Source organism: Pseudomonas sp. KUIN-1, assembly GCF_009176725.1.
Taxonomy (GTDB): Bacteria; Pseudomonadota; Gammaproteobacteria; order Pseudomonadales; family Pseudomonadaceae; genus Aquipseudomonas; species Aquipseudomonas fragariae.
On the sequence record NZ_AP020337.1, the window covers coordinates 4,198,385 to 4,210,601 of the forward strand.

A 12,217-nucleotide genomic window follows, 5' to 3' on the forward strand; every position below is an offset into this window, starting at 1 on the left:
CCCGGCAAGGTAAAAAACATACGAATCATGGACCGCACCCTCAGAGAACCGCCTTCGGGTAAGAACCCAACACCTTCAAGGCGACGGCTTCGCTGCTGATTTGCTCCAGCACGGCCTTGACCAGCGGGTCCTTGTGATGCCCGACGAAGTCGATGAAGAACACGTAGGTCCACTTGCCACTGCGCGAAGGACGCGTCTCGATCCGTGTCAGGTCCAGGCCATTCTCGTGGAAGGGCACCAGCAGCTCGTGCAGCGCGCCCGGCTTGTTGCTCATCGACACAATGATCGAGGTCTTGTCGTCGCCGGTCGGCGGGACTTCCTGATTGCCGATAATGAGAAAGCGCGTGGAATTGTCCGGACGATCTTCGATCTTTTCCGCCAGCCGGGTCAGGCCATACAGACCTGCCGCCATATCGCCGGCGATGGCCGCCGAGTTCCACTCGCCCTTGACCCGTTTGGCAGCCTCGGCGTTGCTGGCAACGGCGACGCGCTCGACATTCGGGTAATGGGCATCCAGCCATTTACGGCACTGGGCCAGTGACTGAGCATGGGAATAGATGCGCGTGATGCTTTCGGTCTTGGTGCTTTCGCCCACCAGCAGATGGTGGTGAATGCGCAATTCGACTTCGCCGCAGATCACCATGTCGTGTTCAAGGAAGCTGTCGAGGGTGTGATTGACCGCGCCTTCGGTGGAGTTTTCCACCGGAACCACGCCGAAATTCACAGCACCGGCGACCACTTCGCGAAACACTTCGTCAATTGCGGCCATCGGCAGACTGATGACGGCGTGGCCGAAATGCTTCATCGCAGCGGCCTGGGTGAACGTCCCCTCAGGGCCAAGATAGGCAACCTTGAGCGGCTGTTCCAGCGCCAGGCAGGAAGACATGATTTCGCGGAACAGACGCGCCATTTCTTCGTTGCTCAACGGTCCGCGATTGCGTTCCATGACTCGCCTGAGCACCGCAGCTTCGCGCTCCGGACGATAGAATACAGGCACCTCGCCTTCAGCCAGCGAGGACATCTTGACCCTGGCCACTTCCTGGGCACAGCGGGCACGCTCGCTGATCAGTTCCAGAACCTTCTCATCGAGGCTGTCGATACGGACGCGAAGCGCCTTGAGTTCTTGCTCGGACATCAGCCGTGCTCCTTCTCGAAGTCTTTCATGTAGGCCACCAGCGCGTTGATGGCGTTGATATCGATCGCGTTGTAGATGGATGCACGCATGCCGCCCACCGAGCGATGGCCCTTGAGGTTGAGCAGACCGTTTGCATCGGCACCGGCCAGGAACGGCTTGTCGAGACGATCGTCAGCCAGACGGAACGGGACGTTCATCCACGAACGATCAGGCTTGTTGATCGGGTTGCTGTACAGCTCGCTGGCGTCGATGAAGTCATACAGCGTGCGCTGCTTGATTTCGTTGCGCTTGCCGATCGCTTCGACACCGCCCTGCTCTTTCAGCCATTCGAAGACCAGCCCGGACAGGTACCAGGCCAGGGTCGGCGGCGTGTTGTACATCGAGCCATTGTCGGCCGCGACCTCGTAGTCGAGCATGGTCGGGCACAGCGAGCGAGCGCGGCCCAGCAGGTCTTCGCGAATGATCACCACCACGATGCCGCTGGGGCCGATGTTCTTCTGGGCGCCGGCGTAGATCATGCCGAAACGCGAGATATCGAGCGGACGCGAGAGGATGTCCGAAGACATGTCGGCCACCAGGGGCACGTCGCCGGTTTCCGGAATCCAGTTGAATTCCAGACCGCCAATGGTTTCGTTTGGCGCGTAGTGGACGTAAGCCGCGTCCTTGGACAGCTTCCACTCGTTCTGGCCGGGAATCGCAAAGTAATCGTAGGCCTTGGCGCTGGCCGCGACGTTGATTGCGCCGTAGCGCGACGCCTCGTCGATAGCCTTCTGCGACCAGATGCCGGTGTCGATGTAATCGGCCTTGCCATTTTCAGGCAGCAGGTTCAGCGCAATCTGGGCGAACTGCTGGCTGGCACCGCCTTGCAGGAACAACACTTTGTAATTCGAAGGAATGGACAGCAGATCACGCAGATCCTGCTCGGCCTTGGTGGCAATGGAGACGAACTCATCACTGCGGTGGCTCATTTCCATGACGGAAAGGCCTTTGCCGTGCCAGTCGAGGAGTTCCGCCTGGGCACGCAGCAGAACAGCTTCAGGAAGCGCAGCAGGACCTGCGCAGAAGTTAAAGGCTCGCTTGCTCATATCCACTCTCGTCAAATACGTTGGGTCTGTACGCGCTTGTTTCTGGTTGCTTGCCACGAGCAGACAGACGCCGCAGCGACTGGCTGCTCCTTGCGGGAATCTTGATCCGGCCGCCGGGCTGGCCGAATGCCGCAAGGGCTGGACTTGCCTGGAATGCAGATGCATGCACAGACGAGCCAGCCCTTACCTGATTTACGTTAGCGCTTAGTTCTGTGGTTCGTCTTCGTCTGACGCAGCATCCGCCTGCAGGTCTTCACAGGCATCATCCACTTCAGCAGCATCGACGATCACGCCGTCGACAAGCTCACCCTCAAGCTCTTCGCCTTCGACCTCCGACGGCTCCTGAACACGCTCCAGACCGACCAGCTTCTCGTCGCTGGCCAGCTTGATCAGGGTAACGCCCTGGGTGTTACGACCCAGACTGGACACTTCGCCGACGCGGGTACGAACCAGCGTGCCCTGGTCGGAAATCAGCATGATTTCTTCGCCATCGAGCACCTGAACCGCGCCGACCAGACGGCCGTTACGCTCGTTGCTGACCATGGCGATAACGCCCTGACCACCACGCTTGTACTCGGGGAACTCGGAAATCGCCGTACGCTTGCCGTAGCCGCGCTCGGAAGCGGTCAGAATCTGGCTGCCTTCTTCCGGGATCAGCATCGAAATCAGCTTTTGCCCTTCCGGCAGACGCATACCGCGAACACCGCGGGCGGTACGGCCCATGGCGCGGACGTCGGATTCCTTGAAGCGGGTCACCTTGCCGCCGTCGGAGAACAGCATGATTTCCTGCTCGCCATCGGTAATGGCTGCGGAGATCAGGATGTCGCCCTTGTCCAGCTCAAGGGCGATGAGGCCCGAGCTGCGCTGACGGCTGAATGCGACCAGCGGGGTCTTCTTGACAGTACCGTTGGCGGTGGACATGAAGATGAACGGCGCCTTCTTCTTGTCGGCAGCCTTGATACGGGCCTTGCGCTCTTCTTCGGTCTCGCTGCTGTTTTCCGCGTCGTCCAGCTCGCCTTCCAGGGCCTCGCCTTCTTCATCGGCACGCTTGCGCATGGCTTCGAGGTCGACCGGCAGCATGGTGGTGATGTATTCGCCATCGCTCAACGGCAACAGGTTGACCAGCGGACGACCACGAGCAGCGCGGGACGCTTCCGGAATCTCGTAGGTCTTGAGCCAGTAGACCTTGCCCTTGCTGGAGAACATCAGCAGCGTGGTGTGGCTGTTGGCGACCAGCAGGTGAGCGATGTAGTCCTCATCCTTGATGCCGGTGGCCGACTTGCCCTTGCCGCCGCGGCGCTGAGCCTGATAGACCGCCAAAGGCTGAGTCTTGGCATAACCGCCGTGGGAAATGGTGACCACACGCTCTTCTTCGGTGATCAGGTCACCCAGCGTCAGGTCCAGGCGCGCATCGAGAATTTCGGTGCGACGGGCATCGCCGTATTCGGAGCGGATCAGTTCCAGTTCTTCGCGGATCACTTCCATCAGACGCGTTGCGCTGTTGAGGATGCGGATCAGCTCGCCGATCTGGTTGAGGATTTCCTGGTACTCGCCCAGCAGCTTCTCGTGCTCCAGACCGGTCAGGCGGTGCAGACGCAATTCCAGAATGGCCTGAGCCTGTTCCGGCGACAGGAAATATTTGCCTTCACGCAGACCGTATTGCGGATCGAGGTTCTCGGGGCGGCACGAATCGGCACCGGCACGCTCGACCATCTCGACCACTGCGCTCGACTCCCAAGGCGTCTTGATCAGCGCTTCCTTGGCTTCGGCAGGTGTCGGAGAGGCCTTGATGAGGGCGATGACCGGGTCGATGTTGGACAGCGCAACAGCCTGACCCTCAAGGATATGGCCACGCTCGCGCGCCTTGCGCAGTTCGAACACGGTACGGCGGGTCACCACTTCGCGGCGATGACGAACGAAGGCTTCCAGCAGGTCCTTGAGGTTCAGGATGCGCGGACGACCGTCGATCAGGGCAACGATGTTGATACCGAAAACGCTTTGCAGCTGGGTCTGGGCATAAAGGTTGTTGAGGATGACCTCAGGCACTTCGCCACGACGCAGCTCGATGACCACGCGCATACCGTCCTTGTCGGACTCGTCGCGCAGTTCGGTGATGCCTTCGAGTTTCTTTTCCTTGACCAGCTCGGCGATCTTCTCGATCAGACGTGCCTTGTTCAGCTGGTAAGGCAACTCGGTGATGACGATCTGCTGGCGACCGCCCACCTTGTCGATGTCTTCAACGATGGAGCGGGCACGCATGTAAATGCGTCCACGGCCCGTGCGATAGGCTTCGATGATGCCGGCGCGACCGTTGATGATCGCCGCAGTCGGGAAATCCGGGCCGGGGATGTATTGCATCAACTCGTCGACCGTCAACTCGGGGTTGTCGATCAGCGCCAGGCAACCGTCGATGACTTCACCGAGGTTGTGCGGCGGAATGTTGGTCGCCATGCCCACGGCGATACCGCTGGAACCGTTGACCAGCAGGTTGGGGATACGGGTCGGCATGACCGCCGGGATCATCTCGGTGCCGTCGTAGTTCGGCACCCAGTCCACGGTTTCCTTGTGCAGGTCGGCCAGCAGCTCGTGCGCCAGCTTGGTCATGCGCACTTCGGTGTATCGCATGGCGGCGGCGTTGTCGCCGTCGACCGAACCGAAGTTGCCCTGACCGTCTACCAGCAGGTAGCGCAGCGAGAATGGCTGAGCCATACGAACGATGGTGTCGTACACGGCGGTGTCGCCGTGCGGGTGATACTTACCGATCACGTCACCAACCACACGGGCGGATTTCTTGTACGGCTTGTTCCAGTCGTTACCCAGCTCGCTCATTGCGAACAACACGCGCCGGTGCACGGGCTTCAAGCCGTCGCGTGCATCGGGCAGTGCGCGACCGACGATTACGCTCATCGCGTAGTCGAGGTAGGACTGCTTCAGCTCGTCTTCGATATTGACCGGGAGGATTTCTTTGGCCAGTTCGCCCATGAGAAGCCTGATTCCTTTTTCTGGTGAAACCTCGCAAACCCATTCGGGGTATACGAAGCTCGCCGCTGCCAGCATGTGCGGGGCAGCGACTTACGACAAATCAACGAGTTATGCCATGAATCTACGCAGCGTGGGCGACCACAATCAGTGTCCCCGATAACCGCCGGATATTACCACAATCGCCGAGGCGCTCACATCCTTTGCAGGCGCTGAAAGCGAGCCGCAGACGCATAACACGCCTGAGAAACGCTTACAGGCCCGTCCAGCCGCATTGCACAACGGCGAAGGGTCGGGCCTGTCAGCCTCAGTGAAGGTGTTTACGGCTCATCAATTGAGCCATGCGCGCGGTATCGGGACGCTCGACAATGCCCTTTTCAGTCACGATGGCGTCGATCAGGTCAGCCGGCGTCACATCGAACACCGGGTTGAAAGCCTCGACCTCGGCGCCGACTCGCTGACCACCCACTTCAAGCAGTTCGCGACCGTCACGCTCTTCGATGACGATGTCGTCGCCACTGGCCATTTCCATGTCGATGGTCGAACTCGGCGCGACCACCATGAAGCGCACCCCGTGGTGCATGGCGGCAACGGCGAGCTGATAGGTACCGATCTTGTTCGCCACATCACCGTTGGCGGTGATGCGGTCGGCACCGACGATGACCCAGGTGATGCCCTTGGTACGCATCAGGTGCGCCGCGGCGGAATCTGCGTTCAGGGTCACCGGAATGCCCTCGTTGGCCAGCTCCCAGGCGGTCAGCCGCGAGCCCTGCAGCCAGGGCCGGGTTTCATCGGCGTAGACCCGCTCGATCATGCCTTCCAGATGCGCCGCGCGAATCACCCCCAGCGCCGTGCCGAAGCCGCCCGTGGCCAGTGCCCCGGTATTGCAGTGGGTGAGTACCGTCTGCAGATTGCCCTGGTGCTTGCGGATCAGGTCTGCGCCCAGCTGCGCCATGGTCAGATTGGCCTCGCGGTCGCTCAGGTGAATCGCCACGGCTTCGGCCTCGAGGGCTGCCAGCGGGTCATCGCCATCCTTGACGCGCATCAGCCGATCACGCATCCGGTTCAGCGCCCAGAACAGGTTCACTGCAGTCGGGCGCGAATCGGCCAGCAACTGCATGTCCTCTTCCAGCGCCGGATACCAGTCTGCACCCTGCGCGATACGCGCACGTGCGGCCAGCACAGCACCATAAGCGGCACTGATGCCGATAGCCGGCGCCCCGCGCACGACCATCGTGCGAATCGCTTCGGCGACTCCCTCGGCGGTGGTATAGCGGTGCCAGACTTCCTCGAACGGCAGTACCCGCTGGTCCAGCAGGTACAGAGCGTCGTCCCGCCAATCGATGGCCTTAACTTTCTCCGCAGCCAACAGTCGATCGCGCATCGCCAACTCCATCTTGAACATCCGAAACCCAGCATCAAAAGCCGCTGATTATAGCGAGCCGCCTGCGAAGACGCTCGGGTATACTTCGTCATCAACGTAATAAACGATGGAAACCTTCTCATGCCGAACGCTACAGCACCGCTCGACCTTTTGCTCCTGCCCGCCTGGCTGGTGCCGGTCGAGCCCGCAGGCGTCGTGCTCAAGGACCACGGCATCGGCGTTCGCGATGGCTGTATCGTCTATATCGGTCCACGTGCCGAAGCGCTGCGGCAGAACGCCGTGCAGGTGCAGGAACTGCCCGGCATGCTGCTCAGCCCCGGCCTGATCAACGCCCACGGCCATGCGGCGATGACCCTGTTTCGCGGGCTGGCCGACGATCTGCCGCTGATGACCTGGCTGCAGGACCACATCTGGCCTGCCGAAGGCAAGTGGGTCGATCAAGACTTCGTGCGTGACGGCACCGATCTGGCCATCGCCGAGCAGCTCAAGGGCGGCATCACGTGTTTTTCCGACATGTATTTCTACCCCAAGGTGGCCGCCGAACGCGTCCATGCCAGCGGCATGCGCGCGCAGATCACCGTCCCGGTGCTGGATTTTCCGATTCCAGGTGCCCACACCACCGCTGAAGCCCTGCACAACGGCATCGAACTGTTCAACGACCTCGCTCACCATCCACGCATCAAGATCGCCTTCGGCCCGCATGCGCCCTATACCGTGAGCGATGAGAACCTGGAGAAGGTCCGGGTGATCGCCGACGAGCTGGATGCCACGATCCAGATGCACGTCCACGAGACCGCATTTGAAGTCGAGCAGGCTGTCGAGCAACGCCAGGAACGCCCCCTCGCCCGCCTCAACCGGCTGGGCATGCTCGGGCCGCGCTTCCAGGCCGTGCACATGACGCAGATCAGCGACGACGATCTGGCCCTGCTGGTGGAAAGCAACACCAACGTCATTCATTGCCCGGAATCCAATCTCAAGCTGGCCAGCGGTTTCTGCCCGGTCGAACGACTGTGGCAGGCCGGTGTGAACGTTGCGGTAGGCACCGACGGCGCGGCCAGCAACAATGACCTGGACCTGCTCGGCGAAACCCGCACCGCCGCCTTGCTGGCCAAGGCTGTCGCCGGCTCGGCCACGGCGCTGGATGCACACCGCGCGCTGCGCATGGCGACGCTGAACGGCGCTCGCGCCCTGGGTATTCAGGCCGAGACCGGCTCGCTGGAGATCGGCAAGGCGGCGGACATGGTCGCTTTCGACCTGTCGGGCCTGGCCCAGCAACCGATCTACGACCCGGTATCGCAGCTTATATATGCCACTGGCCGCGATTGCGTGAGTCATGTCTGGGTGGCCGGCAAACAATTGCTCGACGCTCGCCGGCTGACCCGCATGGATGAGCCCGCACTGCGCGACACCGCGATTGCGTGGGGCCAGCGTATTTCCGGTAAAGCCGAATAATTCGATTCGGACCGAACACATGTCAGTCAGGCTTATCTATAAGCCTGACTGACGAAAAAGAATTTTGAGTTCAAGAGGGACACCCATGAGCAACGTCGACCGCGCAGAAATCGCCAAATTCGAGGCCCTGGCCCATCGCTGGTGGGACCGCGAAAGCGAATTCAAGCCGCTGCATGACATCAACCCGCTGCGCGTCAACTGGATCGACGAGCGCGTCGGTCTGGCGGGCAAGAAGGTGCTGGACGTCGGTTGTGGCGGCGGCATCCTCAGCGAGGCGATGGCCCTGCGCGGCGCCACGGTGACCGGCATCGACATGGGCGAAGCGCCGCTGGCAGTCGCACAGCTGCACCAGCTCGAATCGGGTGTCAGCGTCGAGTACCGGCAGATCACTGCCGAGGACATGGCCGAAGAAATGCCCGAGCAGTACGATGTGGTGACCTGCCTGGAAATGCTCGAGCACGTGCCGGACCCATCCTCGGTGATCCGCGCCTGCTACCGCATGGTCAAGCCTGGCGGTCAGGTGTTCTTCTCGACCATCAACCGTAATCCGAAAGCCTATCTGTTCGCTGTGGTCGGCGCCGAATACATCCTCAACCTGCTGCCGCGCGGCACCCACGACTTCAAGAAATTCATCCGCCCTTCCGAGCTGGGCGCCTGGAGCCGTGACGCCGGTCTGCAGGTCAAGGACGTCATCGGCCTGACCTACAACCCGCTGACCAAGCATTACAAGTTGACCTCCGATGTCGGCGTCAACTACATGATCCAGACCCTGCGGGAGGCATGACAGATGCGCCTGAGAGCGGTTTTATTCGACATGGACGGCACTCTGCTCGACACCGCACCGGACTTCATCGCCATTGCCCAGGCGATGCTTGCCGATCGCAACCTGCCGGCGGTGCCGGACAAACTGATCCGCGACGAAGTTTCCGGCGGCGCCAGAGCCATGGTCGCGGCCACCTTTGCGATGTCCCCCGAAGATCCACAATTCGAGGCGTTGCGTCTGGAGTTTTTGGAACGCTATCAGCGTGACTGCGCCGTCCACAGCAAGCTGTTCGACGGCATGGACGAATTGCTCGCCGACATCGAGAAGGCCGGCCTGATCTGGGGGGTGGTGACCAACAAGCCGGTGCGCTTCGCTCAGCCCATCATGGAGCGGCTCGGCCTGGCGGAACGCTCGGCGCTGCTGATCTGCCCTGATCACGTCACACACAGCAAGCCACACCCGGAACCGATGATCCTGGCCTGCCGGATGCTCGACCTGGACCCGGCCAGCGTTCTGTTCGTAGGCGACGATCTGCGCGACATCGAGTCCGGGCGCGACGCCGGCACAAAAACCGCCGCCGTGCGCTACGGCTACATCCATCCCGACGACAATCCCGATCACTGGGGTGCCGACGTGGTGGTCGATCATCCGCTGGAATTGCGCAAGGTGCTGGATAACGCACTGTGCAGCTGCTAAACGAGGCTTTACATGTTTGATTACTCCGCGCACCCGGAACTGCTCAAGGGCCGGATCATTCTGGTCACCGGTGCCGCTCGCGGCATCGGTGCCGCAGCCGCCAAAGCCTACGCAGCACATGGCGCCACCGTCTTGCTGCTGGGCAGGACCGACGCCAGCCTGGCTCAGGTTCATGACGAGATAAAGGCAGCAGGTCAGTTGCCGCCACTGGTCATACCCTTCGATCTGCAAAGCGCCGACCCGGCGCAGTACCACGCGCTGGCGGCCATGATCGAGCGCACAGTCGGCCGTCTAGACGGGCTGCTGCATAACGCCTCGATCATCGGCCCGCGTACCTCCGTGGAACACCTGCCCGGCGAAGACTTCATGCAGGTCATGCACGTCAACGTCAACGCCACCTTCATGCTCACCCAGGCACTGCTGCCGCTGCTTCAGCGTTCGGCGGATGCGTCGATAGCCTTCACCTCCAGCAGCGTAGGTCGCAAGGGGCGCGCACAATGGGGCGCTTACGGCGTGTCGAAGTTTGCCACCGAAGGCCTGATGCAAACCCTCGCTGACGAGCTGGAGGGCGTCAGCACGGTCCGCGCCAACAGCATCAACCCTGGCGCAACCCGCACAGGCATGCGCGCGCAGGCCTATCCGGATGAAAATCCGCAGGACAATCCGGCGCCTGAAGAGATCATGCCGGTCTATCTGTACCTGATGGGGCCGGACAGCAAAGGCATCAATGGGCAGGCATTGAATGCCCAGTGACAGGGACAGGCTGCTGTGACGAAAAACCGTCACAACGGCCGTTCAAAACGGCTTTTTAAGTCAAGGAATTGCCGATTTTTCGCCACTGTCAGAGAGATGGCGTCAGCTAAACCACTGATTTTAATAAGTCTGGCCAAAAATGAACCGAATGGCACCACGTCCCCTCTAACCCAGCCAAGCCAGCAATATGTGCTGAGGAGCGAAGAGATGAATTTTCCTACCCAGACCCATGCAATCGACTTCGATACGGCTGAACTGCAACGCCTCGGGTTTAGAAATCGACCTGACGCCGTGCTTCCACCCCCGTCACTGCCCGAGCTGATCTACCAGCTTGGGCGACAATTGCAGACCAGTCTGGAAGCCGAGCGGATACTGACCCTGTTTTTTCAGGGTGTACAACGCTTCCTGCCATTGAGCGGTCTGATGTATCGACATATCGAAAGCGACTTGCAGCTGCGTCTGGGCGAGATGTCATCCGACAGCGCCAGTTTTCACCTGCGTCATGAAGGCAAATGCATCGGCGAACTGGAGTTTCAAGGCGCCAGGCCATTCGACACGCGGCAATTGAGCGACCTTGAATCGCTGCTGGTCTGCCTGGTGTACCCGCTGCTGAATGCGCTGCTGTACCGCATTGCCACGCAAACTGCCCTGCGTGATCCGCTGACCAGCACTGGCAACCGCATCGCCATGGATCAGGGCCTGGCCCGAGAAATCGAAATTTCACGGCGCCACAAGCAACCGCTGTCACTGCTGATGCTGGATATCGACCACTTCAAGAAAGTGAATGATGAATACGGTCATCATACCGGCGACGATGTGCTGAAAACCGTTGCGCAGAGCCTGAAGGCGCAACTGCGCAATATTGATCGGGTGTTCCGCTATGGCGGTGAAGAGTTCGTGGTGATTCTGTCCAACACCGGCGCCGACTCTGCCGAACTGATTGGTCAGCGTCTGTGCCAGGCGGTGCGCAATCTCGAGTTTCGCGAACTCAGCCCGGCGTTGACCATGACCGTGAGCCTGGGTTGCTCGACACTGCTGCCGACGGAAACAGCCGACAGCCTGCTGCGCCGTGCCGATAATGCGCTGTACGTCGCCAAACGCGAAGGCCGTAACCGTATCGCCATGGCCAGCTAGCCCTCTCTCCCGCCTTTTCGCCCGCCCCTACGCCTCCAGCGCGGCAACACGTCCTCGCGGCTTGACCCTGTCCAGTTGCATGCAACGCTCAAGAAACAGGTACATGTAGTCGTAGCTTTTGGTAACGGCCTGACGCAGCTCGGTCTGCAATTGCACACTCGGCTTGTTGCCCACCAATGTACAAATGATCTCGAGCGCCTCCCAAGGGTGAGCGTCGTCGTATTGCGCATGCATCTTGAGCCACTTCATGGCTTTCTTGCGGGTCTCTTCAGGAAAGGCTTCGGCGTACACACCGCTGGAGCAGACCACGGCCGACCATTCGCCGGTCGCCCCTTCAATGGCGTAGTTGGTAGCCGCCATCGCCACGGCCAGCGAATCCGATGAGCTGGTCTGCCAGCACCAGTGGCTCAGCGCGTGCAACTCGGGCGCTACCCGTTGATCGTGCAAGTCTTCAAGCGTCACCCCATGGGCCGCACACCAGTTCACCCAGTAGTCGGCATGATTGAGTTCGACGCGGATATTGCGCATCAGCCAGCGGCGCGCCATGTCTTCACCCGGGTGACGACCGAAACGGGTCTTGGTGAGGTTCTTGGCCATGTACACGGCAAATTGCTCGACGACTGGCCACCCGCCGATCAGGTAATGACGCATGATCTGCGGACTCAGCGTCGCGTCACGCATCTGCTGGTACAACTCGTGCTCGACCACCCGTGCTTTTGCAGCGCTGCAATCCTTGATCAACTGCTGCGCCCAGGCCGGATAACTGCTGGCTTCCATGAGCGGACCGGTTCTATCGAAAGCATCGATCACTGGGGTATCTCCTTATGAGGGTTTCA

At 60.8% G+C, this 12,217-nt stretch carries 10 protein-coding genes; 5 read left to right on the plus strand and 5 right to left on the minus strand.

Annotated features, from left to right (window positions below; translation table 11 throughout):
• Nucleotides 1-40 precede the first annotated feature (40 nt).
• The 4 genes from pheA to mtnA all read right to left on the minus strand — a co-directional run bounded on the left by pheA (nucleotide 41) and on the right by mtnA (nucleotide 6,583).
• Complete coding sequence (gene pheA, locus KUIN1_RS18810; RefSeq protein ID WP_003404232.1) at nucleotides 41-1,135, minus strand: prephenate dehydratase; 1,095 nt, start codon at nucleotides 1,133-1,135, stop codon at nucleotides 41-43.
• Nucleotides 1,135-2,220: a 3-phosphoserine/phosphohydroxythreonine transaminase gene (gene serC, locus KUIN1_RS18815; protein ID WP_103714422.1), complete on the minus strand. Its 1,086-nt coding sequence runs from the start codon at nucleotides 2,218-2,220 to the stop codon at nucleotides 1,135-1,137. Before serC ends, pheA begins: the two co-directional genes overlap by 1 nt.
• A gap of 204 nt (nucleotides 2,221-2,424) precedes the next feature.
• Entirely contained in the window at nucleotides 2,425-5,202 is a 2,778-nt protein-coding gene (gene gyrA, locus KUIN1_RS18820) for a DNA gyrase subunit A (RefSeq protein WP_152092172.1), read from the minus strand.
• A gap of 304 nt (nucleotides 5,203-5,506) precedes the next feature.
• Nucleotides 5,507-6,583, minus strand: a complete 1,077-nt coding sequence (gene mtnA, locus KUIN1_RS18825) for an S-methyl-5-thioribose-1-phosphate isomerase (RefSeq protein WP_003404235.1) — start codon at nucleotides 6,581-6,583, stop codon at nucleotides 5,507-5,509.
• A gap of 120 nt (nucleotides 6,584-6,703) precedes the next feature.
• On the opposite strand from mtnA, the gene KUIN1_RS18830 reads away from it, so the two are divergent.
• The 5 genes from KUIN1_RS18830 (at nucleotide 6,704) to KUIN1_RS18850 (ending at nucleotide 11,381) form a co-directional block, all read left to right on the plus strand.
• Nucleotides 6,704-8,035 carry a TRZ/ATZ family hydrolase gene (locus tag KUIN1_RS18830; RefSeq protein WP_024652844.1) on the plus strand — a complete coding sequence of 444 codons (1,332 nt, stop codon included), beginning with the start codon at nucleotides 6,704-6,706 and terminating at the stop codon, nucleotides 8,033-8,035.
• An 85-nt stretch (nucleotides 8,036-8,120) separates the two neighbouring features.
• A complete protein-coding gene (ubiG, locus tag KUIN1_RS18835; protein ID WP_003369710.1) occupies nucleotides 8,121-8,819 on the plus strand; it encodes a bifunctional 2-polyprenyl-6-hydroxyphenol methylase/3-demethylubiquinol 3-O-methyltransferase UbiG in 699 nt (232 codons plus the stop codon).
• A 3-nt stretch (nucleotides 8,820-8,822) separates the two neighbouring features.
• Nucleotides 8,823-9,494, plus strand: a complete 672-nt coding sequence (gene mupP / locus KUIN1_RS18840; protein ID WP_024638882.1) for an N-acetylmuramic acid 6-phosphate phosphatase MupP — start codon at nucleotides 8,823-8,825, stop codon at nucleotides 9,492-9,494.
• A 12-nt stretch (nucleotides 9,495-9,506) separates the two neighbouring features.
• Nucleotides 9,507-10,247 carry a YciK family oxidoreductase gene (locus tag KUIN1_RS18845; RefSeq protein WP_024652843.1) on the plus strand — a complete coding sequence of 247 codons (741 nt, stop codon included), beginning with the start codon at nucleotides 9,507-9,509 and terminating at the stop codon, nucleotides 10,245-10,247.
• Nucleotides 10,248-10,454: 207 nt separating this feature from the next.
• The gene (locus KUIN1_RS18850) at nucleotides 10,455-11,381 is read left to right on the plus strand and encodes a GGDEF domain-containing protein (protein ID WP_024638880.1); all 927 of its coding nucleotides are present in this window, start codon (nucleotides 10,455-10,457) and stop codon (nucleotides 11,379-11,381) included.
• Nucleotides 11,382-11,408: 27 nt separating this feature from the next.
• Here KUIN1_RS18850 and KUIN1_RS18855 read toward each other — a convergent pair whose 3' ends face one another.
• Entirely contained in the window at nucleotides 11,409-12,191 is a 783-nt protein-coding gene (locus tag KUIN1_RS18855; RefSeq protein ID WP_152092173.1) for a TenA family transcriptional regulator, read from the minus strand.
• Nucleotides 12,192-12,217: the final 26 nt, after the last annotated feature.

Excerpts from the sequence above, each read along its gene's own strand:
- pheA (WP_003404232.1), bottom strand. The coding sequence starts at position 1,135 with ATGTCCGAGCAAGAACTCAAGGCGCTTCGCGTCCGTATCGACAGCCTC.
- serC (WP_103714422.1), bottom strand. The coding sequence starts at position 2,220 with ATGAGCAAGCGAGCCTTTAACTTCTGCGCAGGTCCTGCTGCGCTTCCT.
- gyrA (WP_152092172.1), bottom strand. The coding sequence starts at position 5,202 with ATGGGCGAACTGGCCAAAGAAATCCTCCCGGTCAATATCGAAGACGAG.
- mtnA (WP_003404235.1), bottom strand. The coding sequence starts at position 6,583 with ATGCGCGATCGACTGTTGGCTGCGGAGAAAGTTAAGGCCATCGATTGG.
- KUIN1_RS18830 (WP_024652844.1), top strand. The coding sequence starts at position 6,704 with ATGCCGAACGCTACAGCACCGCTCGACCTTTTGCTCCTGCCCGCCTGG.
- ubiG (WP_003369710.1), top strand. The coding sequence starts at position 8,121 with ATGAGCAACGTCGACCGCGCAGAAATCGCCAAATTCGAGGCCCTGGCC.
- mupP (WP_024638882.1), top strand. The coding sequence starts at position 8,823 with ATGCGCCTGAGAGCGGTTTTATTCGACATGGACGGCACTCTGCTCGAC.
- KUIN1_RS18845 (WP_024652843.1), top strand. The coding sequence starts at position 9,507 with ATGTTTGATTACTCCGCGCACCCGGAACTGCTCAAGGGCCGGATCATT.
- KUIN1_RS18850 (WP_024638880.1), top strand. The coding sequence starts at position 10,455 with ATGAATTTTCCTACCCAGACCCATGCAATCGACTTCGATACGGCTGAA.